Genomic DNA, 22,439 nt, shown 5'->3' with positions numbered 1-22,439 from the left:
CGGAGGGCGGCGCCGCTCAGGCGACGTCCGCGGGGGCCAGGTGCGAGGACGCGCCGCCGATGCGGTCCAGGAAGCCGCCGAGCATGGCGATCTGCAGCCGGGCGACCCGCTCGTCGGAGCCGAGCACGCCGGTGGCCGTCGTGGCACCCGCGGCGATCGAGAGCGGCCGGACGAGTGGCACGAGGCGGTCGAACCCGGCCCCGCCGACCCCCAGGGCGTCGGCGCGCTCGCGGCCCATCCAGCGGCGGGTGAGCGCCTGGCCGACGGTCGTCGACAGCCGCTGCAGCGCCCAGCCGGGAGGGCCCGGGACGGCCTGGGCCGAGGGCGCGCCGTGGCCGGTCAGCGCGTCGAGCAGCTCGGCGCTGCCGTCGATCGGCTCGCCCATCAGCGGCTCGAGCGCGTCGACGAGGCGGACCGCCTCGGCCCACGAGGCCGGCAGCAGGTCGGTCGGTGCGCCCATGACGTGGCTGATCCAGCGCTAGAGGGCGGTCCGGGCCTCGCGCTCGGCGTCCGTCGCGCGCACGCCGAGGTCGGCCATCGCGTCGTGCGGCACGACGAGGAAGCCTCCGATCCCGGTGGCCAGCGACGCAGCGGAGGAGATCGGCACGCCCCACTCGGCCTGCCAGTCCGCTCGCCGGGCGAGGTGCGCGCGCACGAGCGCATGGACGATCCGGACCCGGACGGTGGCCGCCCATCCGTCGCGCCACGGGGCCATCGCGCCGGGCGTCGTCGCGGCGAGCGCCCAGCGCGCCGTCTCCGAGATCCGGCGCGGCACCATCCGCTCCAGCCGCCCGGTCATCACGAGCGGACGGGCGAGGTCGGCGTACTGGTAGCCGAAGGCGAGCGACCCGTAGGTCAGGGCCATCGTCTGGGCGAGGAACCCGACCCGCCAGTGGGCGCTCGCGCCGGCGCGCACGAGCGGCAGGTCGAGCCACGGCGGGATCGTCGCGGCGGCCTCGAGCAGATCGCGCACGGCCTCGGGCAGGGCGGCCGGAGGTGGATCGCCGGCGGCGCCGGCGATCAGGGCGTCGTCCAGCAGGCGCCACCCGCGTCGCCCGCCCGCGGCGCGCAGGGCGACGACCGCGGCGTCGGCGAGCGGGTCGCCGACGTGGCGCTCGGCGGCCAGGCGCGCGTGCAGCGCGTCGTCGTCGAGGTTGCCCACGCCGATCGCGCGGTGGGTCGCCCGGGGCGGCGGTCCGTGCATCTCCCCCGATGCTAACCAAGGGGAACGTTGTGTTTCAAGATCCGCGCCCGGCCGCGGCGCAGCACGTCACGCCCCGGTCGTCGAGCCCGGGCGCACGATCATCAGGACGACGACCACGGCCCACAGGACGTTGAAGAGCCCGGCGTGCATCGCGAGGCGCGCCGGAGGCGGCGCCGCGAGCGCGCGCTCCTGGCCCGGCAGCACGAGGCCGACGAGCACGCCGGCCGCGGCCGCGGTGAGGAGGATCGACGCCGAGAGCCACGCGTCGCCGAGGACGCCGAGCGCGGCGCCGGTGGCGAGGCCCAGGACCGGGACGAGCACCCCGAGCGTCGCGTAGCGACGGCTGATGCGGTGCATCGTCACCGCGATCGTCGCGTCGCCCGGGTCGCCGGCGCTCGCGCGGCGCGCGTGGCGCGGGAAGAGGCTCGCGGCCAGCGTCACCGGACCGACGCAGACGATCGCGGCGATCACGTGGAGGCTGAGCAGGAGCTTCGTCATCGCGGCGGCGACGATACGGCGACCCGGCGTGGCGGAAACGACGGGGTGCGATGAGATCCGGACAGGCGCGCTACGGTGCGGGCGTGTCCACCACGCGCTCCGCCGTGCCCGACGGCGCGACCCCGCCGGTCGCGGTGGCCGTGCTGGCCCTGCCCGGCGTGGTGCCGTTCGACCTCTCGATCCCGTGCGACGCGTTCGGCTGGACGGCCCGCGCCGACGGCTCGCCGGCGTACCGCGTCGAGGTCTGCGCGGTGGACCCCGCGACGCCGGTCGACGCGGGGGCCTTCGCGCTCTGCGCGCCGCACGGCCTCGACGCCCTCCGCCGCGCCGCCACGGTGGTCGTGCCGGGCGTCCGCGACCCGCTGGCGCCGGTCCCCGTCCCGGCGCTCGACGCGCTGCGCGACGCGGCCGCCGGGGGCGCGCGGGTCGCGTCGGTCTGCAGCGGGGCGTTCGTGCTCGCCCAGGCGGGGCTGCTCGACGGCCGTCGCGCGACGACCCACTGGAAGGGCGTCGCCGAGCTCGCCCGCCGCTTCCCGCGCGTGACCGTCGATCCGGACGTCCTGTACGTCGACGAGGGGGCGATCCTCACCTCCGCCGGCGCAGCGGCCGGCATGGACCTCTGCCTGCACCTCGTACGGCGCGACCACGGACCCGCGGTCGCCGCGGCCACGGCGCGCGCGGCGGTGATGGCCCCGGAGCGGGCCGGCGGGCAGTCGCAGTTCGTCGACCACGAGCCCCCACCGGATCCGGGCGCGTCGCTCGCGCCGCTGCTGGCGTGGATCGAGCGGCACCTCGCCGACGACCTCGCCGTGGAGGACCTCGCGGCCCGCGCGCACGTCAGCCCGCGCACCCTCACCCGGCGGTTCCGCGAGCAGACCGGGACGACGCCGTTGCAGTGGCTCCTGCGGGCCCGCGTGCGCCGCGCCCAGCAGCTCCTCGAGGCGACCGACGAGCCGATCGCCGGCGTCGCGCGCCGGACCGGCTTCGGCTCGGGCGCGAGCTTCCGCCAGCGGTTCGCGCGGGTGGTCGGCGTGAGCCCGCAGCGCTACCGCGAGGCGTTCCGCGCTCGGGGCGACGACGCCCGCGGCGTCGCGGCGTGAGGCCATAATGGCGCGGTGAGCACGGCCCGCGTCTACGGAGGCCAGACCGCCGACGAGCGCGTGCGCGCGCGGCGACGGCAGCTGCTGGACGCCGGGCTGGCGCAGCTGGGCGACGCCGGCTGGGCCGGCGCGACGGTCCGCGGGGTCTGCGAGGCCGCCGGCCTCTCGACCCGGTTCTTCTACGAGAGCTTCGCGAACCTCGAGGCGCTCGCCGGCGAGGTCTACGACGAGATCGCCGCGCTCGTGACCGAGGAGATCCTCGCCGCGATCGCCGCGGTCCCGGCGGACGACCGCGCCGGTCAGGCCGACGCCGCCGTCCGGACGATGGTCGACGCGCTGACCGGCGACCCGCGTCGGGCGCGGGTGCTGCTCGTCGAGGCGCACGCGGCACCGGCGCTCGCGCCGCGCCGGGCCGCCTCGCTGGCGGGCCTGGCGGAGATCATCGCGACGCTCGGCCGGGAGCGCTACCCGGCCGGGCCCGACGCCGAGCCGACGATCCGGATCGCCGCGACGCTGCTGGCGGGCGGCCTCTCGGAGCTCATGGTCGCCTGGGTCGACGGCGCGCTGCCGGTCGACCGCGAGCGGCTCGTCGCGGACTGCTCGGCGCTCGTGGCGGGCTTCGGGGACCTCGCGGCCGAGATCGCCGCCGGGCGATGAACCCGCGGCACCTCGAGTACCTCGTCGCGCTCGAGGGCGAGCGGCACTTCGGCCGCGCCGCCGAGCGCTGCCACGTCACGCAGCCGACGCTCTCCGCCGGGATCCAGGCGCTGGAGGCCGCGCTCGGCCTGCCGCTCGTGCGCCGGGGCCGCCGCTACGAGGGCCTGACGCCGGAGGGCGAGCGCGTGCTGCGCTGGGCGCGGCGGATCGTCGCCGATCAGCGGGACCTCGCCGACGACGTCGCGCGGCTGCGCGGCGAGGGCGGCGGCGTCCTGCGGGTCGGGGCGATCCCGACGACGCTCCCGGCCGTCTCGCGCGTCGCGTCGCGGCTCCTGCGCGAGCACCCCGGCCTGCGCGTGGAGCTGCGCTCGGCGACCTCGCGGGAGCTCGAGCGCGACCTCGACGGCTTCGCGCTCGATCTCGCCGCGACGTACCTCGACGCCGAGGTCGCGCACGGCCGCCGCGCGTGGGCGCTCTACGCGGAGCGCTACCGGCTCGTGGCCTCGGGCACCGACGCCGCGGCGCTCGCCGGCCGCGACGCGGTCCGCTGGGACGAGCTCGGCGGGCTGCGGCTCTGCCTCCTGACGCCCGAGATGCAGAACCGGCGGATCATCGACCGGGCCCTGGAGGACGCCGGGGTCGCGCCGGAGGTCGCGCTGGAGACCGACTCGCTCAGCGCGCTGCTGGCCCATGTCCAGGACGGCTGGAGCAGCATCGTCGCCGACCGCTGGACGCCGCTGCTGACCCCGCCCGCCGACGCGCGGGTCCTGCCGATCGTCGCGCCGGAGCTCCGCTCGCCGGTCGGCCTCGTCGCGCTCGACCGCGACCCGCCGGTGCCGATGGTCGCCGCGTTCGCGGCCGCCGCGGGCGCGACCCCGCTCGGCGGCTGATCCGGCCGGGATGCGCGGCGAGGCGCCCGACGGTGGCCCGGGACGCCGCCGCGACGCCTAGGACTCCTCGGTGACGTCGTAGACGTGGCCGACCGCGCGCAGGCGGTCGGTGAGCACCGTGCCCACCGCGGTGGCCGGGGTCAGGACGCCGGCGCGGTCGGGCAGCCGCTCCTCGTCGAGGGCCAGCGCGAGGCCGGTCTCCCCGAGCATCTCGGCCGTCGCCTGGTAGCCGGGGTCGCCCTGCGCCGACACCCGGCAGCGGAAGCGCCGGCCGCTCGTCGTGGTCGTCGTCAGCTCGATCCGGAAGAAGCCGCGGCGGCGCAGCTCCTCGCTCGGCCCCTCGCCCGGGTCCGGCAGGACGCGGTCCAGGAGCTTGCGCGTCGGCCCGAACGCGAGCCCGGCCATGAGCGCTCCGAGGCCGCCGGTGACGACCCCGGCGGTGACCGCGCCGCGCGGGCCCCGGCCGCCGCTCAGGTACTCCTGGTAGCGGAACGTCCGTCCGTAGGCGTGACCGAGCAGCGCGTTGCTGCGGCGCACGACGCGGGTGTTGATCGTCGACATGAGGAACGGCGCGCGCCACCGGCCGTCGGCTCCGCGCGTGACGCTGCGCGGGTCGTGCTGCGGCCCGAGGTCCGGCTCGGCCTCGCGGTCGGGGGAGAGGCCGTAGGGGTCCAGCGCGATCCGCCGCTGGTCGCGGTCGGCGCGCACGACGTCGAGCTGGCCGCGCAACGAGTCGATCGTGCCGCCGCTGAAGCCGCCCTTCGTCGCCACGACGACGAGCTCGGTGTCCCCGAGCTCGCCCGCGCCGGCGGCGGCGACGGCCTCGTGCAGCGCGAGCACGCCGAGGTCGGACGGGATCGAGTCGAAGCCCGCGGTGTGGACGATCCGGGCGCCGCTCTCCCGCGCCGTCGCGTCCCACGCGTCGATCGTCGCGCGCATGAACAGCACCTCGCCGGTGAGGTCGGCGTAGTGCGTGCCCGCCCGCGCGCAGGCGCCCACGAGCGGCAGGCCGAGCCGCGCGTACGGGCCGACGGTGGTGAGGACGACGCGGGTCGAGGCGGCCAGCGCGTCGAGCTGCGCCTCGTCGCCGCTGTCGGCCACGACCACCGGCCAGGAGCGGGCCGCGTCGGGCAGGCCGGCGCGGACCGCCTCGAGCTTCGCCGCCGAGCGCCCGGCGAGCGCGATCCGCAGGCCGTCGGGCGCGACCCGGGCGAGGTACTCCGCGGTCAGCGCGCCGACGAACCCCGTCGCGCCGAAGAGGACCAGGTCGTGCTCGCGGCGCTCCGTCATGGCCACGACCCTATCCCGCGGGACCCGGCGCGCCGACGGGCGGACCCGCACCCCGGCGCCCGCCCGAGGCGGCAGGGCCGCACACCGCCGTGCCGGGCCACCGTGATCGACGGGGTCGATCCCGGGGCGGCGGATTCCGATTGCCGTCCGGCGCCCGGCGTGGTCGGCTGGAGCGATGCGCGCCCCCGCCGTCCCCGCCGAGCACGCGACCGCGGGGAGCCGCCGCACGGGCGCCACCCCGGTGTCGGTGATCGCGCTCGACGGCTCGACGGCCCGCCGCCGTCGCGACCGGCTCGCGACGGAGGAGCCGCTGGAGGTCCGGGTCGCCGGGCCGGGGGAGGAGCCCGTCGCGGTGGCGGTGACGATGCGGACCCCCGGCAACGACCTCGAGCTCGCGGCCGGGTTGCTGGCCGCCGAGGGCCTGCTCGGGGACGGGATCGCCGCCGCGCGCGCGTGCCCCGACGCGGAGAACGTCGTCCAGGTGCGGCTGCGCTCGCCGCTGCGGCGCGACCGCCTGCGGCGCCGGATCGAGATCTCGTCGAGCTGCGGGCTCTGCGGCCACACGACGATCGACGAGCTCGCGGTGCGCTGCCCGGGGCTCGATCCCGCGGCCGGGCCCGCGCTCGACCCGGCGCTGCTCTTCGCCCTGCCCGAGCGCCTGCGCGAGCACCAGCGGCTCTTCGCGACCACCGGCGGCCTGCACGCCGCCGCGGGGTTCGCGGCCGACGGCACGCTCCTGGCGCTGCGCGAGGACGTGGGGCGCCACAACGCGCTGGACAAGCTCCTCGGCCGGCGCGTGCTCGACCCGGCGACGCCCCCGCCGGCGATCGTCCTGCTCTCCGGCCGGGCGAGCCTCGAGCTCGTCCAGAAGGCGGCGATCGCCGGCGTGCCGGTGCTCTGCGCGGTCTCGGCGCCGTCGAGCCTGGCGGTCGACGCCGCCCGCGCGCTCGGCGTGACGCTCGTCGGCTTCCTCCGCGGCGAGCGGGCGAACGTCTACGCCCACCCCGAGCGGCTGGGGCTCGACGCGGAGGCGGCCCGATGAGCACGCCGCCCCGCCCGCGGATCCCGCTCGCCCGGCGGCTGCCGGGCCGGACCGGCGACCACGACGTCGCGCAGGACGACGCCGAGCTCGAGGTCGGCCCGCCGCTGGACCACGCCGTCGGGCTGCCGGCGACCCGCTCGATCGCCCGGCAGTCGCTGCGCCACCTCGGCCTGCCGCGCACCGCGCGGGCGATCCGGCGCATGAACCACCACGACGGCGGCTTCGACTGTCCCGGCTGCGCGTGGCCGGAGCCCGAGGGCCACGAGCTGCCGCTCGAGTTCTGCGAGAACGGGATCAAGGCGGTCGCCGAGGAGGCGACGCTGCGCACGATCACCCGCGAGTTCTTCGCGCGGCACCCGGTCGCGGACCTGCGGCAGCGCACGGAGCACTGGCTCGGCCAGCAGGGGCGGCTCACCGAGCCGATGCACCTCGCGCCCGGCGACACGCACTACCGGCCGGTCTCCTGGGAGGACGCCACCGCGCTCGTCGGTCGTCACCTGCGCGCGGCGGACGACCCCGACCGGGCGGTCTTCTACACCTCGGGCCGCACGAGCAACGAGGCGGCGTTCCTCTACCAGGCGCTCGTGCGCTGCCACGGCACGAACAACCTGCCCGACTGCTCGAACATGTGCCACGAGTCGTCCGGCTCGGCGCTCACCGAGACGATCGGCATCGGGAAGGGGTCGGTGACGATCAACGACGTCGTCGGCGCGGACCTCATCGTCGTCGCGGGACAGAACCCGGGCACGAACCACCCGCGGATGCTCACCGCGCTGGAGCAGGCGAAGGAGCGCGGCGCGACGATCGTCACGGTCAACCCGCTGCCGGAGGCGGGGCTGCAGCGGTTCGACAACCCGCAGCGGCTGCGGGGCTACGTCGGGCGCGGCACGGAGCTCACCGACCTCTTCCTGCAGGTCCGCCTCGGCGGCGACCTCGCGCTCTTCCAGGCGATCAACGCGCTGCTGCTGGAGGCCGAGGACGCCGCCCCCGGCACGGTGCTCGACCACGCGTTCCTCGCCGAGCACTGCGACGGCCTGGAGTCGCTCACCGGGCACCTGCGGGACCTCGACTGGGACGCCGTGCTGCGGGCCACGGGGCTGGAGCGCGCCCAGATCGAGGAGGCGGCCGGCCTCGTGGCGCGCAGCGACCGGATCGTCGTCTGCTGGGCGATGGGGCTCACGCAGCACCGCCACGCGGTGCCGACGATCCGCGAGGTCGTCAACACGCTGCTCCTGCGGGGCTCGATCGGACGGCCCGGGGCGGGCGTCTGCCCGGTCCGCGGGCACTCCAACGTCCAGGGGGACCGGACGATGGGGATCTGGGAGAAGCCGCCCGAGCCGTTCCTCGCGGCGCTCGAGCGCAGCCTCGGCGTGCCGATGCCGCGTCGCCACGGCCACGACGTCGTCGACGCGATCCGGGCGATGCGCGACGGGCGGGTCGACGTCTTCTTCGCGATGGGCGGCAACTTCGCCTCCGCCACCCCCGACACCGCCGTGACCGAGGCGGCGCTCGCCCGCTGCGCGCTGACCGTCCAGGTCTCGACGAAGCTCAACCGCTCGCACCTCGTGACGGGACGCGAGGCGCTGATCCTCCCGACGCTCGGCCGCACCGACCGCGACCTCGGCCCGGACGGCGCGCCGCGGTTCGTCACCGTCGAGGACTCGATGAGCGTCGTGCACCCCTCGCGCGGCCGCTTCGCCCCGCCGTCGGACGCCGTGCGCAGCGAGGTCGACATCGTCGCCGCGATCGCCCGGGCGCGGTTCGGCCCGCCTCCCGGTGCGGACGGCGGCGACGGAGCGGCGCCGGCCGGCGATCCGGCCGCGGTCGACTGGGAGGGGCTGGCCGCCGACTACGACCGGATCCGCGATCGGATCGCCGAGGTCGTTCCCGGCTTCGAGGACTTCCGGCGCCGCGCGCGCTGGCCCCACGGGTTCGTCCTGCCGCATCCGCCGCGCGACGAGCGACGGTTCGAGACCGAGACCGGGAAGGCCCGGCTGACCGTCAACGCGCTGGAGGTGCTCGAGGTGCCACCGGGGCGGCTGCTGCTGCAGTCGCTGCGCTCGCACGATCAGTACAACACGACGATCTACGGCCTCGACGATCGCTACCGCGGGATCAAGCGCGGTCGCCGCGTCGTCCTCGTGCACCCCGACGACCTGGCCGCGCGCGGACTGCGCGACGGCGCGCTCGTCGACCTCGTCTCGGAGTGGGCCGACGGCGAGCGGCGCGCCGAGCGGTTCCGCCTCGTCGCGTACCCGACCGCCCGCGGCTGCGCGGCGGCCTACTACCCGGAGACGAACCCGCTCGTGCCGCTGGACAGCACCGCGACGACGAGCAACACGCCGACGTCGAAGGGGATCGTCGTGCGCCTCGAGCCGGTCGGCCCGAGCGACGCGTCCGCGCCGGCGGTCGCCTGACGGCCTGCCCGCGAGCCGCCGCACGTCGCGGTGGGCCCGCGCGCGGGTGGGAGGCGCTCGCCCCGGCGGCCACGCAGCCGCCGGGACGGCTCGCCTCAGCGGGTGATGCGGATCGAGCGGGTCGTGCGGACGTGCTCGCCGCCGGCGTTCGTCGCGGTGAGGCGCAGGCGGTAGCGACCCGGCGCGAGCGTCCGGCCCCGCACCCGCGGCCCGACGTCGACGGTCGTGCGGCCCTCGATGAGCTTCAGCGTGCGGCGCTGCGACAGGACCGCGAACCGCGTGCACGGCTTGCGCGTCCGGGCGCCGCGACGGAGGGCCACGCAGCGCTTGCCGGCGCGCCGACCCGGGCGGGCCTGCAGCACCTCGAGCCGGACGCGCGCCTCGGCGTTCAGCGTCACCTCGAGGCGGGCGCGGGTCATCGGCCGGCGCGACCGCGGGCCCTTCCGGCGCGTCAGGTGCCAGCGGGCGGGGGTCACGCGCAGGCCGCGGATGCGCACCGCCGGCGGCGGCGTCGCCTCGAACCGCGCGGTCGCGTGGCGCGCCTGGCTGAGGTCCAGCGTGCAGGTCGGGCCGACGGTCGCCGCGGCGCACGCGCCGCCCCAGCCCATGAAGGTCGAGCCCGCGTGGGGCCGCGCGGTGAGCGTCACCGCGCGCGTCGGCGCGATGCCCTGGCCGCAGTCGGTGCCGCAGTCGATCCCGGGCGGGTCGCTCGTCACCGTCCCGCGCGACGCCCCGCCGCCCTCGAGCGCGACGCTCACCTGCTGCAGGACGGGCGGGCGCTTGCCCTGGACGTCGAAGCGCAGGACGCGGTCCTGGCCCGCGTCGGCGACGAGCAGCGTCTCGCCGTCGGGGGTGAGGGCGATGTTCCCCGGCTCGACGATCGGCACGGAGTGGCTCGTCTCGGCCGCGAGGACGTCCCAGGTGCGTCCGCCGCGCCCGTCCGGCGTGCCGCGCAGCAGGCGCGCGCCGCCGGGGACCTTCGGGCGCTCCTCGGCGACGTAGAGCGTGCCGTCGGCGGCGAGGGCCAGCCCGACGGGCCGCGCCCACGCGGAGGCCCCGGGCGGCGGGGGGATCCGCTCGTTCGTCACGACGTCGCGGATCGTCGTGGCCGTCGCGACGAGGCCGCGGCCGCTCGGGCCGACGGTCACCGCGTACGGCGAGCCGAGGTTGCCGCGCAGCTCCTGGACGTTGCCGTCGGGCAGCATCCGCACGACCCGGGCGTTGCTCGTGTCGGCGATCCAGACCGTGCCGTCGGGCGCCGCCGCGATGCTGCGCGGCCGCTTCAGCAGGCCGCGGCGGCTCACGAGCACGACGGTCCCGTCCGGGGCCATCCGCTGCACGCGGTCGTTGTACGTGTCGGCGGTCCACAGCGCGCCGGCCGTGTCGAAGGCGACGTCGCCGGGCAGCAGCATCTGCTGCGGGTGCTCCTTGCCCCAGTGCGGGAAGTCGGTCGACGGGCTGACCCACGCGCGCTGCCCGACGTACGTGCCGTCGGCGGCGGTGAGCGAGACGCGGTGCACGAACGTGTCGGCGACGGCGATCGTCCCGTCCGCCGCGACCGCGACGCCCTTGGGCCGCGTGAAGTAGCCCGGTCCGCGTCCGGCGATGCCCCACGCCGCCCAGACCGTGCCGTCGGGCCGGACCCGCTGGATGCGGTTGTTCGACGTGTCCGCGACGACCGCGCCGCCGGCGGGGTCGGTCGGCGAGGTCGCGACCGCGCGCACGATCGCGAAGCGCCCGACGGTCCGCCCTCGCCCGCCGGCGGTGCCGACGTACTCGAGCGTCGTGGCGTCGTGGATGTTCAGGCGCCCGTTGAGGTTGTCGGCGATGTAGAGGCGGTTGCGCGTGTCGACGGCGACGTCGTAGGGCGCGTTGATCTCGCCCGGGCCGCGGCCGTAGGTGCCGGCGCGCGCCTGGACCTTCAGCGACCGGGCGCCGAGGCGCAGGATCCGGTGGTGCTGGTTGTCGGCGACGTAGAGCCGCGAGCCGGAGGGATCGACGGCGAGGCCCTGCGGGTACTGCAGGTTCACCCCGGCGGCGCGCGAGGTCGTGGCCGGTGGGCCGTACGGGCGCAGCGACACGGGGTCCAGCGTCCAGCGCACGACGCGATGGTTGGCGCTGTCGGCGACGAAGACGACGACGGAGCGCCCCGGCGCCTCCTGGTGCACGGCGATCCCGCCGGCGACGATCCCGCGGTCCGGCCGTCCGCCGGTGAGGAGCTTCATCCCGGCGTCGGCGCCGATCGTCGTGAGCAGCCGCCCGTCGTCGACGGCGAGCACCTGGATCCGGTCGTTCGTGCTGTCGAGGACGAAGAGCCGGCCGTTGCGGTCCATCGCCACGCCGCCGACGACGTCGAAGCGGCCGAGCTCCCCGCGCAGGCTCAGCCCGCCGAACGACCGCCGCGGCTCCCCGGTCGGGGAGAAGACCTGGATCGTCCCGCTGTACTGGTCGCCGACGACGACCTCGCCGTTGCGCGGGTCGATCGCCACCGCCTGCGGGAACCGCAGCACGCCACCGGCGCGCGCGGGCTCGCCGATCGGGGTGGCGAGCATCGTGGGCGGCGCGGCGCCGGCCGGCCGAGCGGCGAGGACGAGCACGAGGAGCGCCGAGAGCAGCGCGGCGGCCAGCAGCACCGGCACGCCGTGCCGGACGGGCGGTGATGGGCGACGGAGCATCGCGGTCGGATGGTGCCCGCTCGGGCCGACGGCTGCGCCGGTTGGACGTGGACGCCGTCCGCTCCGCGGAGCGTGCAGGCTCCGGTCCACGCCCGGCGAACGGGAACCCATGTGCGACGCTCCGGCCACGGGCACGAGTCCGGCTGCAGGCGTCGGTGCGGCCACGGGCGGCGACGCGGGGCGGCGCGTCGGCGGCGCCCTTCCGGGGTCCGCGGGCGCCACCGCGGTGCTGCTCGGCGTCGTGCCGTCCGCCCTGGCCGCTGTCGTGCCGCGGCTGCTGCTGGACGCGGTCGTCCGCGAGCCGACGGTCCGCTACCTCCCGCGGGTGCGCGGCTCGGCCGAGGCGCTGGAGGCCATCGACGCGGGGCTGCTGCCGCTGGCGATCGTCGCGCGCGATGCGGTGCCCGAGGGCCGCGACCACGCGGCGATCGGCTCGCGGCGCGTCGCGGCGGTCCCCGACGGCGGTCTGCTCTCGCTGGCCGAGGAGCTGTCGCTGGAGAGGCTCGCGGCCCATCCCGTCGCGCTCGGCCTCGACGCGGACCCGGCCGCCGGGGACGCGGCGGATCGGCTGCGCCGCGTCGTGGCCGACGGGGCCGTCACGGTGCTGGCCGAGGCGGAGGCCCGGCCGACGGTCGGCGTCGCCTACCGCCCGATCGCCGGCCAGGTCGACACGGGCCTGAGCCTCGTGTGGGGCCCGCGCGCGGACCCCCTCGCCCGCGGCGCCCTCGTCGGGGCCGCGGCCGCCTGGCGCTGACGGACGAGACGGCGGTGACGTCGCGGGACGTGGCGCCGCAGGTGGCGCCCCGTCCCGCGGGGCGCCGGATCAGACCGTGGCGGGCAGGACGCCCCGGAGGCGGTCGGTGATGATCGACTCCGCCTCGGTGACCATCCGCTCGACGAGCTCCTGGACGGTCGGGACGTCGTTGATGATGCCCTGGACGAGGCCGACGGACCAGACGCCGCGCTCCGGATCGCCCTGCTCGTAGACCTCGCGGCCGCGGGCGCCCGCGACGAGGTCCTTCACGTCGGCGAACTCGCCGCCGTCCTGCTCGAGGACCTTCACGACCTCGCGCGAGACGCTGTTGGACGCCACGCGGGCGGTGTTGCGCAGCGGCCGGAACATGAGCTCGGTGTCGAGCTCGCTGTTGGCGACGATCTGCTGCTTGATGTTGTCGTGGATCGGCGACTCGACGGTGCAGAGGAAGCGGCTGCCCATGTTCACCGCGTCGGCGCCGAGCGCGAGCGCGGCGACGAGGCCGCGCGCGTCGCCGATGCCGCCCGAGGCGATGATCGGGACGGTGAGCTTGTCGGCCGCGGCCGGGATCAGGACGAGGTTCGGGACGTCGTCCTCGCCCGGGTGACCCGCGCACTCGAAGCCGTCGACGGACACCGCGTCGACGCCGAGCTGCTCGGCCTTCAGCGCGTGCCGGACGGAGGTCGCCTTGTGGATGACCTTGATCCCGTGCGGCTTGAAGTCCTCGAGGTGCTCCTTCGGGTTGGAGCCCGCGGTCTCGACGATCTTCACGCCCGACTCGATGATCGCGGCGCGGTACTCGGCGTACGGGGGCGGCGTGATCGCGGGCAGGATCGTGAGGTTCACCCCGAACGGCTTGTCCGTGAGCTCGCGGGTCCGCGCGATCTCCTTCGCGAGGTCCTCCGGCGTCGGCTGGGTCAGCGCGGTGAGGCAGCCGAGCGCGCCGGCGTTGGCGACGGCGGCCACGAGCTCGGCGCGGCCGACCCACTGCATGCCTCCCTGGACGATCGGGTGCTCGATGCCGAAGGTCTCGGTGAAGCGGGTCTTGAGAACGGTCACGGGTGCCTCGTGGGTCGTGGTCCTGACGGCGCGCCCGCCCTCGGGCCGCGCGCGTGAGGTGTATCAGTCGCGTGGCCCTCGGTACCAGCGCGTACCGGTGCCGCCGGCCGGATGGGAGGGGAAGATCTCCCAGCCGGACGACACCGGTCGCCGCCGACGGGCGCCGCAGATAATGATCATAGTGTCCACTATCGCGGTGCACGGCGGTCGGCGCGCGCGGAGCCGCGTGGCGCCCTGCCGCCCGGCAGAATCCCGGCCATGGACGCGACGCTGATGAAGTGGATGAGCCCCGAGGACGCCAACAACGGCGGCTTCGTCCACGGCGGGGTCGTGATGCGCCTGGCGGATGAGGCCGCCGGCCTGGCGGCGATGCGCCACGCCCGGGTCCGCTGCGTGACGGCCGGCATCGACCGGATGACGTTCGACTCCCGCGTCGACGTCGGGGAGCTCCTGACGCTCGACGCGCGCGTGAACGCCGTCTGGAGCAGCTCGATGGAGGTCGGCGTGCGCGTCTCGGCGGAGAACGTCTACACCGGCGAGGTCCGGCACACCTCCTCGGCCTACCTGACGATGGTCGCCATCGACGTCGGCACCGGCAGGCCGGTCGCCGTGCCGCCGCTGCCCGAGGCGACCGATCCCGACGCCGTGCGTCGGCAGGCCGAGGCGCAGCTGCGGCGCGCGAACCGGCTCGCCGAGCGCGAGCAGATCGAGCGCGACCGGCGCGGCTGAGCGGGGCGATCGCGTCGATCGGGGCCGCGCCGTCCGGCGCGCCCGCCGGCGGGCGATCAGACCCCGGGCGGCCCGCCCATCGGCGCCTCGCCGCCCCCGAGCTCCTCGGGCATCGCCCGCGGGCCGTCGGGGTACATGTGGGCGAGGGTCTCCTCGGTCATCTCGAGCGTGTTGGCCGCCTCGGGCGGCGCGCCGACGACGAGCCACAGCACGTCGGCCTCGGTGTCGTTGAAGACCTGGCGCACGACGTCCGGGGTCGCGTGGACCGCCGAGAGGCGCTCGAGGGTGTGGGGCTCGCCGTCGAGGCGGATCCGGCCGGTGCCCTCGAGCACGACGTAGAGCTCGTGCTGGTCGACGTGGCGGTGGCGCGTGGACGCCTGGCCGGGCCGCAGCCGCCAGAGGCGCGCGCCGAGCGCCTCCGCGCCGAGCTGCTCGGCGAGGTTCGTGTTCGCCACGCCGAGCTGGTTGGACGGGCGCCAGAAGGCGTCGGCGGCGGGCAGGACGGTGAAGGGCAACGGGGCTCCTCGGTCGGGGTCGGGTGGTGGAAACGGTGGGCGGCGCGCTCAGCCGCGGCGCATGAGGCGGGCGACGGCGGCCATGAGCTCGTCCGTGCGGTCCTCCTGGACCTCGGCCGGGCCGTGCACGACGCAGTGGCGGGCGTGCTGGTCCATCAGCCCTAGGGCGACCTTGTCGAGCGCCGCCTGCACCGCGCTGATCTGGGTGAGCACGTCGATGCAGTAGCGGTCCTCGTCGACCATGCCCTGGATGCCGCGGACCTGGCCCTCGATCCGGCGCAGGCGCTTCGTCAGCTGGTCCTTCGTGGCGGTGTACCCGCGGGTCTCGGCGGCCATGGCTCCGATCGTATCAGTACCCCCTGGGGGTATGCTACGGTCGAGGCATGAGCACCGAGACGACCTACACCGTCAGCGGCATGACCTGCCAGCACTGCGCCGCCAGCGTGCGGGAGGAGGTCGGCGAGCTGCCGGGCGTCGAGCGGGTGGAGGTCGAGCTCGAGGGCGGCCACGTGACGGTCGTCGGCACGGCCCCGCGCGAGTCGGTCGCCGCCGCCGTGGCGGTCGCGGGGTACGTGCTGGAGGCCTGAGGACGGCCCGGGCCGCGCGTCCGGGGCACGCGTCGAGAGGACGAGCGATGAGCGAGCAGCAGCAGGAGACCGATCGGCGGGAGCTCGAGCTCCCGATCACGGGCATGACGTGCGCGTCCTGCGCCACGCGCGTGGAGCGCAAGCTCAACAAGCTCGACGGCGTCGCCGCGAGCGTGAACTACGCCACCGAGCAGGCGGCGGTCCGCTACGACCCGGCCGCGACGACCCCCGACGACCTGCTGGCGAGCATCCGCGCCGCGGGCTACGACGCGACGCTGCCGGCGCCCGACCCGACGCACGGCGGCCACGCGGGCGAGCACGACGCGCACGGCCACGACGCGCACCGCGCCGACGCGGGCGGGCACGCGGGGCACGACCACGGCCCGACGGACGAGGCCGGGCTCGCCGCGCTGCGCACGCGCCTCGTCGTCAGCGCGGCGCTCGCGCTGCCCGTGCTCCTGCTCTCGATGATCCCGGCGCTGCAGTTCGACGACTGGCAGTGGCTGGCGTGGAACCTCGCGACGCCGGTCGTGCTCTGGGGCGGCTGGCCGTTCCACCGCGCGACGCTCGTGAACCTCCGCCACGGCGCCACGACGATGGACACGCTCGTGAGCGTCGGCACGCTCGCCGCGTACGCGTGGTCGGTCTACGCGCTCTACGGGGGCCACGCCGGCATGACCGGCATGACGATGACCTTCGACCTGGTCCCCCAGCGCGGCGACGGGCTCGGGCACGTGTACTTCGAGGTCGCCGCGGTCGTCGTGACCTTCCTCCTCGCCGGTCGCTACCTCGAGGGTCGCGCGAAGCGACGCGCCGGGGACGCCCTGCGGACGCTGCTCGCGCTCGGCGCCAAGGAGGCCTCGCGGCTGGAGCCCGACGGCACCGAGCGCCGGGTGCCGAGCGCCGAGCTGGCGGTCGGCGACCGGTTCGTCGTGCGTCCGGGCGAGCAGGTGGCCACGGACGGGGTCGTCGTCGACGGGCGCTCGGCCGTGGACCAGTCCCTGCTCACCGGCGAGTCGGTGCCGGTCGAGCGGGCGCCGGGCGACGCGGTGGTCGGCGCGACGATCAACGTCGGGGGGCGGCTCGTCGTCGAGGCCACGCGCGTCGGCGGCGACACGCAGCTCGCGCGGATCGCGCGGCTCGTGCGGGACGCCCAGAGCGGGAAGGCCCCGGTCCAGCGGCTCGCCGACCGGATCTCCGCGGTCTTCGTGCCGGTCGTCCTCGTGCTCGCCGTGGCGACGCTCGTCGCCTGGCTCGTCGCCGGCGAGGGCACGAGCTACGCCTTCACCGCGGCGGTCGCCGTGCTCATCATCGCCTGCCCCTGCGCCCTGGGCCTCGCCACGCCGACCGCGCTGCTCGTCGGCACCGGCCGCGGCGCGCAGCTCGGCCTCCTCATCAAGGGCCCGGAGGTCCTCGAGTCGACGCGGCGGGTGGACACCGTCGTGCTCGACAAGACCGGCACGGTCACGACCGGCCGGATGACGCTCGTGGACGTCGTGCCGGCTGCCGGCCAGGACCGCGACGAGGTGCTGCGGCGCGCCGGCGCGCTCGAGGACGCCTCCGAGCACCCGATCGCGCGGGCGATCGCCGACGCCGCCCGCGAGCGGCTCGGCGCGCTGCCGCCGGTGGCCGACTTCGCCAGCCACGAGGGCCTCGGGGTGTCCGGGGTCGTCGCGTCCGACGGCAGCGCGGTCGTCGCCGGGCGCCCGGCGCTGCTCGCCGACCACGGCCTGTCGCTGGGCGGCGATCTGCGGGACGCGCTCGCCGAGGCGCAGCGCGCGGGCCGCACGGCGGTCGTCGTCGGCTGGGAGGGGGCCGCGCGCGGCGTGCTCGTCGTGGCGGACGCCCCGAAGCCGACCTCGGCGGCCGCGATCGCCGACCTGCGAGCGCTCGGCCTGCGCCCCGTGCTCCTGACGGGCGACCATCGCGCGACGGCCGAGGCGGTCGCCGCGCAGGTCGGCATCGACGAGGTGATCGCCGAGGTCCTGCCGGCGGACAAGGCGGCGGTCGTCACCCGGCTGCAGGACGAGGGGCGGGTCGTGGCGATGGTCGGCGACGGCGTCAACGACGCGCCGGCGCTCGCGCAGGCCGACCTGGGCCTGGCGATCGGCACCGGCACCGACGTGGCGATCGAGGCGAGCGACCTCACCCTCGTGACGGGCGACCTGCGGGGCGCGGGAGACGCGATCCGGCTCTCGCGCCGGACGCTGCGCACGATTCGCCAGAACCTCTTCTGGGCGTTCGCCTACAACGTCGTGCTCATCCCCGTCGCCGCGGCCGGCTACCTCAACCCGGTGCTCGCGGGCCTGGCGATGGCGGCGAGCTCGGTGCTCGTCGTCACGAACTCGCTGCGGCTGCGCGGCTTCCGCGCGCAGCGCGGCTGAACCCGCGCTCAGCCGCCCGTCGCCGCCTCGGCCGCGCGCAGCTGCGCGGGGTCGAGGCCGCCGAGGGCGGCGAGCCAGACGTGGGTGGCGAGCTCCAGCAGCGCCGGCTCGGACCAGTCGGGCCGGCGCCCGAGCTCGCGGGCCAGCCCGTGGGCCATGCCGCTCATGGCGGCCGCGAGCTGCTCGGCGACGGGGCCGCTCGGCAGTCCGGCGGCCGCCAGCCGCGCGCGGACGAGCTCGGTGACGCGCCCCAGCGCGCGGGCCCGGGCCTCGTCGACGATCGCCGCCGCGCGCCCGGCGCCGGCGACGTCGGCCCGGAAGAGGACGGCGAAGAGCGCGGGACGGTGGCGAGCGAGCCCGAGGAACGTGCCGAGCACGGTGCGGATCGCCGCGTCGACGGGCAGCTGCTCGGCCTCGGCGTACCGCTCCCACAGCTCGGCGGTGAACTGGTCGCAGCAGGCCGAGACGACCGCATCGAACAACGCATCCCGACCGTCGAAGTGGTGGTAGAGGGTGCGCTTGGAGACCCCGGCGGCGGTCGCGATCTGCTCCATCGAGGCGTCGCGCACGCCGTGCTCGACGAACGCCCCGAGCATCGCCTCGAAGTCGAACGGCCGGCGGGGGCGGGGCGACGGGGCGGTCGTCACCGGTGGAGCATGCCATCTCCGGCGGCCGACTTGCACTCCGGAGTGCAACTCGACTACGGTCGCCTCGGTGCACGGCACGGGCCGTGCGGGTCCAGGGGCGGAGACGGGATGCACGAGAGAACGCGGCGCGCCGGCCGACGGCGCGCGTGGGGACGCACGGCGCTCGCCCTCGGCGTGCTGCTCGCCCTGCCGGCGACCGCGGAGGCCGAGAGCCGCTGCGGCGACCCCGCGCAACGGCCCTGGTGCGACGCGTCGCGCACGCCCGAGCAGCGCACCGCGCTCCTCCTGCGGGCGATGACGATCGACGAGAAGCTCGGCCTCATGGCCGGCGACCAGCTCGCGAGCTCCGAGGCGACCGGCGTCAGCGACGGCGTCCCGCGCCTCGGCGTCCCGCGGATGCGCCACTCCGACGGGCCGTTCGGGCCGCGCGTAGGGCGCGCCACCGCGATGCCCGGGCCGCTCGCGCTCGCCGCGTCCTTCGACCCGGCGCTCGCCGCCGAGAACGGCGCGGTCATCGCGTCCGAGGTCCGGCACAAGGGCAGCGACCTCGTGTACGCCCCGACCGTCGAGCCGATGCGCACCCCGCTGGCCGGGCGCGCGTTCGAGGGCTACGGCGAGGACCCGTACCTCGCCGCCGAGACGGCCGTCGGGTGGATCGAGGGCGCGCAGCGGCAGGGGGTCATCGCGACCGTCAAGCACTTCGCGCCGAACAGCCAGGAGGGCGAGGGCGGCCTGCCCCCGCTGACCGGGATCGAGGGCAGCCGCGGCCTCGTGGACGCCCGGATCGACGAGCGGACGCTCCACGAGATCTACCTCCCGCCGTTCGAGGCGGCCGTCCGGCGCGCCGGCGTCGGGGCGGTCATGTGCGCCTACAACAGCCTCAACGGGCAGTTCGCGTGCGAGAACCGCCGGCTCCTGCAGCACGTCCTGCGCGACCAGTGGGGCTTCGGCGGCTTCGTCGTCTCGGACTACTACGCCGCGATGAAGAGCACCGCCGCGTCGGTCAACGCCGGCACCGACCAGGAGATGCCGTTCGGCCTGCTCTACGGGCCGCTGCTGCTGCGCGCCGCGCTGGCGACCGGGCAGATCAGCGAGGCGGCGGTCGACCGGCGCGTCGGGGCGATCCTGCGCACGATGTTCCGCTTCGGCGTCTTCGACCGACCGGCCTTCCGCGCCGACGACGGCGCGATCGACCGGCCCGCGCACGCGGCGGTCGCGCGGCGCACCGCCGAGCAGGGCGCCGTGCTGCTGCAGAACCGACGTGCGGCGCTGCCCCTGCCGGACCGGCCGGGGTCGCTGGCGGTGATCGGCGAGGTCGCCACGCGGTACAAGGGCGGGGGCGGCTCGTCGAACGTCCAGCCCTTCGCGTTCCGGGACCCGCTCGCCGCGATCCGCGCCCGCGCCGGCGGCGCGCGCGTCCGATACGACCCGGGCCGCGACCCCGTCGCGGCGGCCGCGGCGGCGAAGGGCGCCGACGCCGCGATCGTCTTCGTCGAGGACTACGCCAGCGAGGGCACCGACAAGCCGTGCCTCGCGCTGCGCTGCGCCCCGCTGGACCCCGTCAGCGGGCGGCCGCTCGGGCAGATCGGGCTGACCGACCCCGACGCGGTCGTCGACGCCGTCGCTCGCGCGAACCCGCGGACGATCGTCGTGCTGGAGACCGGCGGCCCGGTGCTCGCGCCGTGGGCGGACCGCGTCGGCGCGGTGCTCGAGGCCTGGTACCCGGGGCAGGAGGCCGGCCCGGCGATCGCGCGGGTCCTCTTCGGCGACGTCGATCCCGGCGGGCGCCTCCCGGTGACGTTCCCGGCGCGGGACGGCGACTGGCCGACCGCGCGCGACCGCCGCCAGTACCCCGGCGTGCTGCTGCGCGCGGAGTACTCCGAGGGCCGGCGGATCGGCTACCGCCACTACGACGCGCTGGGGATCGCACCGCGGTGGCCGTTCGGGCACGGCCTCTCCTACGCCCGCTTCGCGCTCGCGGACCTCCGTCGCGAGCCGGGCCCCGGGCTCGTGCTCAGCGCGCGGGTGACGAACGTCGGGACGCGGACCGGCACGGCCGTGCCGCAGCTCTACCTCGGGCGACCGAGCACCGGCCCCGACGATGCCCCGCGGGCGCTCGCGGGCGTCGCGAAGGTGCAGCTGGACCCGGGCGGCTCGACCCGCGTGCGCTTCCCGCTCGACGACCGCGCGTTCTCGACCTGGGACGTGGCGGCGGAGCGCTGGCGGGTGGTCCCGGGGTGCCACCGGGTGCAGGTCGGCAGCTCGTCGCGCGATCTGCCCCTGTCGGGGCGGCTGGGGCGCGACGCCGCCTGCGCGGACGAGGTGCCGCTCGCGGACGTCGCCCGCTGTCGCGCCCGGCGCACCGTGACGATCGCGCTGCCGCGGGGCCTGCGCAGCGCGCGGGTGACCTACGGCGGGCGGCGCGCGACCGTGCGCCGGTCGCGTGGTCGCCTGCGCGCGCGGATCGCCCTCGCCCGCGTGCCGGCGGGGCGCGTCGTGGTGCGGATCCGCGGACGCGACTCCCGCGGGCGTCCGGTGCGCGCCACCCGCGTGCTGCGGACCTGCGCGGTCAGCGCCGGACGCCCGGCGACGCGAGCGCGGCGGTGAGCCGGCGCACCGCCTCGTCGAGGTCGGACGGCGTGAGCGACGCGTAGCCCAGGACGATCGCGCGCTCCCGCACGCCGTAGACGCCGACCTCGCGGTCCGCGCACGCGGCCTCCAGCGCCGCGGGGTCGACGGGGTGCGGCAGCTCGAGGGTCAGGTGCAGCCCGGCCGCCACGCCGAGCGGTCGCGCGCCGGGCAGGTGGCGGCCCAGCGCGGCGACGACGGCGTCGCGTCGCTCCCGGTGGCGGCGGCGCAGGGCGCGCAGGTGGCGGTCGTAGGTCCCGCGCTCCAGCATCCGGGCGAGCGTCAGCTGGCTCAGGACGTCGGTGCCCATGTCGTCGTGGGCCTTCTCGATGCGGACCGCCTGCAGCAGCGCGTCGGGCAGGACGAGCCACCCGAGCCGCAGGCCGGGGGAGAGGCTCTTGGACGCGGAGCCGAGGTACGCGGTGCGGTCCGGCGCGAGCCGCTGCACGGCCGCCAGCGGCGCGCGGTCGTACCGGAACTCGGCGTCGTAGTCGTCCTCGATGACGAGGCCGCCGGCACGGGCCCACCGCGCGAGCGCCGTGCGCCGCTCCTGCGACAGCGCGACCCCGGTCGGCATCTGGTGGGCGGGGGTGAGCAGGCAGGTGCCGCCCGGCGGCAGCTCCGCGACCCGCACGCCCTCGGCGTCGACCGCGACCGGCCGCAGGCGCGCGCCGGCGTGCGCGAGCAGCTCGCGGTGCGCGGGCAGGCTCGGGTCCTCGACGACGAGCTCGGGCCGCCCGGCGCGGGCGAGCGCCCGCGCCACGAGGGCGAGCCCCTGCGCGGCGCCGGACACGACGACGACGCGCTCCGGCGTGGCGACGACGCCCCGGGCCCGGGCGAGGTAGCCGGCGAGCGCCGCCCGCAGCTCCGGCGCGCCGGTCGGGTCGGGGTACCCGAGGCGGCGGTCGGGGACCTCGCGCAGCACGTCGCGCAGCGCGGCGAGCCAGGCCGTCCGCGGGAACGCGCCGAGGTCGGGGTGCCCCGGGAAGAGGTCGTAGCGCCGATCGTGGCGGCCGCCGACGGCGGAGCGGTCGGGGGCGGCGGGCGCGGACGCGACGCGCGCGCCCGGCCCCTGCACGTCCGCGACGCGGGTTCCCGCGCCCGGGCGGGCCACGAGCATCCCCTCGGCCGTCAGCTGGGCGTACGCCTCGACGACGAGCCGGCGCGAGACGCCGAGGTCGCGCGCCATGGCCCGGCTGGAGGGCAGCGCCCCGCCGGCGGGCAGGCGCCCGTCGGCCACCGCGTCGCGCAGGCCCTCCTCCAGCTGCGCGCGCAGGGGCGTCGCGGCGGACCGGTCCAGGGGGACGAGCACCTCGGGTCCGCTGGGGGCGTCGCCGCGACTGGTCCCCGGCTTCGGCATCGA

20 protein-coding genes are annotated in these 22,439 nt (G+C 77.0%); 10 read left to right on the top strand and 10 right to left on the bottom strand.

Features of this window, described 5'->3' with window-relative positions; all coding sequences use genetic code 11:
* Window positions 1–16: 16 nt before the first annotated feature.
* The 3 genes from SK069_RS04135 to SK069_RS04125 form a co-directional block, all read right to left on the bottom strand.
* Window positions 17–460, bottom strand: a complete 444-nt coding sequence (locus SK069_RS04135; protein WP_319952917.1) for a hypothetical protein — start codon at window positions 458–460, stop codon at window positions 17–19.
* 18 nt (window positions 461–478) lie between these two features.
* Complete coding sequence (locus tag SK069_RS04130) at window positions 479–1,204, bottom strand: hypothetical protein (RefSeq protein ID WP_319952916.1); 726 nt, start codon at window positions 1,202–1,204, stop codon at window positions 479–481.
* A gap of 66 nt (window positions 1,205–1,270) precedes the next feature.
* A complete protein-coding gene (locus SK069_RS04125; protein WP_319952915.1) occupies window positions 1,271–1,702 on the bottom strand; it encodes a hypothetical protein in 432 nt (143 codons plus the stop codon).
* 83 nt (window positions 1,703–1,785) lie between these two features.
* Here SK069_RS04125 and SK069_RS04120 point away from each other — a divergent pair, with 83 nt between their 5' ends.
* Genes SK069_RS04120 through SK069_RS04110 form a run of 3 tightly spaced genes read left to right on the top strand, consistent with a single transcriptional unit; the run spans window position 1,786 to window position 4,349 of the window.
* Window positions 1,786–2,802 carry a GlxA family transcriptional regulator gene (locus tag SK069_RS04120; protein ID WP_319952914.1) on the top strand — a complete coding sequence of 339 codons (1,017 nt, stop codon included), beginning with the start codon at window positions 1,786–1,788 and terminating at the stop codon, window positions 2,800–2,802.
* Window positions 2,803–2,817: 15 nt separating this feature from the next.
* Window positions 2,818–3,459, top strand: coding sequence for a TetR/AcrR family transcriptional regulator (locus tag SK069_RS04115; RefSeq protein ID WP_319952913.1), 642 nt, complete (start codon window positions 2,818–2,820; stop codon window positions 3,457–3,459).
* Window positions 3,456–4,349, top strand: a complete 894-nt coding sequence (locus SK069_RS04110) for a LysR family transcriptional regulator (protein WP_319952912.1) — start codon at window positions 3,456–3,458, stop codon at window positions 4,347–4,349. Before SK069_RS04115 ends, SK069_RS04110 begins: the two co-directional genes overlap by 4 nt.
* A gap of 57 nt (window positions 4,350–4,406) precedes the next feature.
* Here SK069_RS04110 and SK069_RS04105 read toward each other — a convergent pair whose 3' ends face one another.
* Window positions 4,407–5,639, bottom strand: coding sequence for a saccharopine dehydrogenase family protein (locus SK069_RS04105; protein ID WP_319952911.1), 1,233 nt, complete (start codon window positions 5,637–5,639; stop codon window positions 4,407–4,409).
* Between the two features lie 175 nt (window positions 5,640–5,814).
* Between SK069_RS04105 and fdhD the strand changes: the two genes are divergently transcribed.
* Window positions 5,815–6,681: a formate dehydrogenase accessory sulfurtransferase FdhD gene (fdhD, locus tag SK069_RS04100; protein WP_319952910.1), complete on the top strand. Its 867-nt coding sequence runs from the start codon at window positions 5,815–5,817 to the stop codon at window positions 6,679–6,681.
* Window positions 6,678–9,098, top strand: coding sequence for an FdhF/YdeP family oxidoreductase (locus SK069_RS04095; protein ID WP_319952909.1), 2,421 nt, complete (start codon window positions 6,678–6,680; stop codon window positions 9,096–9,098). The genes fdhD and SK069_RS04095 overlap by 4 nt, the downstream gene beginning before the upstream one ends.
* A gap of 95 nt (window positions 9,099–9,193) precedes the next feature.
* On the opposite strand, the gene SK069_RS04090 is transcribed toward SK069_RS04095, so the two are convergent.
* Window positions 9,194–11,773: an NHL repeat-containing protein gene (locus SK069_RS04090; RefSeq protein ID WP_319952908.1), complete on the bottom strand. Its 2,580-nt coding sequence runs from the start codon at window positions 11,771–11,773 to the stop codon at window positions 9,194–9,196.
* A 241-nt stretch (window positions 11,774–12,014) separates the two neighbouring features.
* On the opposite strand from SK069_RS04090, the gene SK069_RS04085 reads away from it, so the two are divergent.
* Window positions 12,015–12,527, top strand: a complete 513-nt coding sequence (locus tag SK069_RS04085) for a hypothetical protein (protein WP_319952907.1) — start codon at window positions 12,015–12,017, stop codon at window positions 12,525–12,527.
* A gap of 69 nt (window positions 12,528–12,596) precedes the next feature.
* On the opposite strand, the gene SK069_RS04080 is transcribed toward SK069_RS04085, so the two are convergent.
* The gene (locus tag SK069_RS04080; RefSeq protein WP_319952906.1) at window positions 12,597–13,586 is read right to left on the bottom strand and encodes an NAD(P)H-dependent flavin oxidoreductase; all 990 of its coding nucleotides are present in this window, start codon (window positions 13,584–13,586) and stop codon (window positions 12,597–12,599) included.
* A gap of 258 nt (window positions 13,587–13,844) precedes the next feature.
* Between SK069_RS04080 and SK069_RS04075 the strand changes: the two genes are divergently transcribed.
* Entirely contained in the window at window positions 13,845–14,315 is a 471-nt protein-coding gene (locus tag SK069_RS04075; RefSeq protein ID WP_319952905.1) for an acyl-CoA thioesterase, read from the top strand.
* 56 nt (window positions 14,316–14,371) lie between these two features.
* Here SK069_RS04075 and SK069_RS04070 read toward each other — a convergent pair whose 3' ends face one another.
* Together SK069_RS04070 and SK069_RS04065 are read right to left on the bottom strand one after the other, a co-directional pair.
* Window positions 14,372–14,830: a cupin domain-containing protein gene (locus tag SK069_RS04070; RefSeq protein WP_319952904.1), complete on the bottom strand. Its 459-nt coding sequence runs from the start codon at window positions 14,828–14,830 to the stop codon at window positions 14,372–14,374.
* Between the two features lie 48 nt (window positions 14,831–14,878).
* On the bottom strand, window positions 14,879–15,166 hold the full coding sequence (locus tag SK069_RS04065; RefSeq protein WP_319952903.1) for a metal-sensitive transcriptional regulator: 288 nt from the start codon (window positions 15,164–15,166) through the stop codon (window positions 14,879–14,881).
* Between the two features lie 47 nt (window positions 15,167–15,213).
* On the opposite strand from SK069_RS04065, the gene SK069_RS04060 reads away from it, so the two are divergent.
* Together SK069_RS04060 and SK069_RS04055 are read left to right on the top strand one after the other, a co-directional pair.
* A complete protein-coding gene (locus SK069_RS04060; RefSeq protein ID WP_319952902.1) occupies window positions 15,214–15,417 on the top strand; it encodes a heavy-metal-associated domain-containing protein in 204 nt (67 codons plus the stop codon).
* Between the two features lie 47 nt (window positions 15,418–15,464).
* On the top strand, window positions 15,465–17,801 hold the full coding sequence (locus SK069_RS04055) for a heavy metal translocating P-type ATPase (protein WP_319952901.1): 2,337 nt from the start codon (window positions 15,465–15,467) through the stop codon (window positions 17,799–17,801).
* 8 nt (window positions 17,802–17,809) lie between these two features.
* Here the strand turns inward: SK069_RS04055 and SK069_RS04050 are convergent, their stop codons facing one another.
* The gene (locus SK069_RS04050) at window positions 17,810–18,448 is read right to left on the bottom strand and encodes a TetR/AcrR family transcriptional regulator (protein ID WP_319952900.1); all 639 of its coding nucleotides are present in this window, start codon (window positions 18,446–18,448) and stop codon (window positions 17,810–17,812) included.
* Between the two features lie 108 nt (window positions 18,449–18,556).
* On the opposite strand from SK069_RS04050, the gene SK069_RS04045 reads away from it, so the two are divergent.
* On the top strand, window positions 18,557–21,055 hold the full coding sequence (locus SK069_RS04045; protein ID WP_319952899.1) for a beta-glucosidase family protein: 2,499 nt from the start codon (window positions 18,557–18,559) through the stop codon (window positions 21,053–21,055).
* On the opposite strand, the gene pdxR is transcribed toward SK069_RS04045, so the two are convergent.
* Window positions 21,018–22,436 (bottom strand): MocR-like pyridoxine biosynthesis transcription factor PdxR, encoded by a 1,419-nt coding sequence (pdxR, locus tag SK069_RS04040; RefSeq protein ID WP_319952898.1) that lies wholly within the window; start codon window positions 22,434–22,436, stop codon window positions 21,018–21,020. The two genes, SK069_RS04045 and pdxR, sit on opposite strands and share 38 nt — an antisense overlap.
* Between the last annotated feature and the right edge of the window lie 3 nt (window positions 22,437–22,439).

Origin of the sequence: Patulibacter brassicae (assembly GCF_033949425.1) — a bacterium.
Lineage (GTDB): Bacteria > Actinomycetota > Thermoleophilia > Solirubrobacterales > Solirubrobacteraceae > Patulibacter > Patulibacter brassicae.
This window is presented reverse-complemented; position numbering and strand designations above follow the sequence as displayed.

Bases quoted from the DNA above. Each gene is read 5' to 3' on its own strand.
- SK069_RS04135 (WP_319952917.1), bottom strand. From the start codon at position 460: ATGGGCGCACCGACCGACCTGCTGCCGGCCTCGTGGGCCGAGGCGGTC.
- SK069_RS04130 (WP_319952916.1), bottom strand. From the start codon at position 1,204: ATGCACGGACCGCCGCCCCGGGCGACCCACCGCGCGATCGGCGTGGGC.
- SK069_RS04125 (WP_319952915.1), bottom strand. From the start codon at position 1,702: ATGACGAAGCTCCTGCTCAGCCTCCACGTGATCGCCGCGATCGTCTGC.
- SK069_RS04110 (WP_319952912.1), top strand. From the start codon at position 3,456: ATGAACCCGCGGCACCTCGAGTACCTCGTCGCGCTCGAGGGCGAGCGG.
- SK069_RS04105 (WP_319952911.1), bottom strand. From the start codon at position 5,639: ATGACGGAGCGCCGCGAGCACGACCTGGTCCTCTTCGGCGCGACGGGG.
- fdhD (WP_319952910.1), top strand. From the start codon at position 5,815: ATGCGCGCCCCCGCCGTCCCCGCCGAGCACGCGACCGCGGGGAGCCGC.
- SK069_RS04095 (WP_319952909.1), top strand. From the start codon at position 6,678: ATGAGCACGCCGCCCCGCCCGCGGATCCCGCTCGCCCGGCGGCTGCCG.
- SK069_RS04090 (WP_319952908.1), bottom strand. From the start codon at position 11,773: ATGCTCCGTCGCCCATCACCGCCCGTCCGGCACGGCGTGCCGGTGCTG.
- SK069_RS04075 (WP_319952905.1), top strand. From the start codon at position 13,845: ATGGACGCGACGCTGATGAAGTGGATGAGCCCCGAGGACGCCAACAAC.
- SK069_RS04065 (WP_319952903.1), bottom strand. From the start codon at position 15,166: ATGGCCGCCGAGACCCGCGGGTACACCGCCACGAAGGACCAGCTGACG.
- SK069_RS04060 (WP_319952902.1), top strand. From the start codon at position 15,214: ATGAGCACCGAGACGACCTACACCGTCAGCGGCATGACCTGCCAGCAC.
- SK069_RS04055 (WP_319952901.1), top strand. From the start codon at position 15,465: ATGAGCGAGCAGCAGCAGGAGACCGATCGGCGGGAGCTCGAGCTCCCG.
- SK069_RS04045 (WP_319952899.1), top strand. From the start codon at position 18,557: ATGCACGAGAGAACGCGGCGCGCCGGCCGACGGCGCGCGTGGGGACGC.
- pdxR (WP_319952898.1), bottom strand. From the start codon at position 22,436: ATGCCGAAGCCGGGGACCAGTCGCGGCGACGCCCCCAGCGGACCCGAG.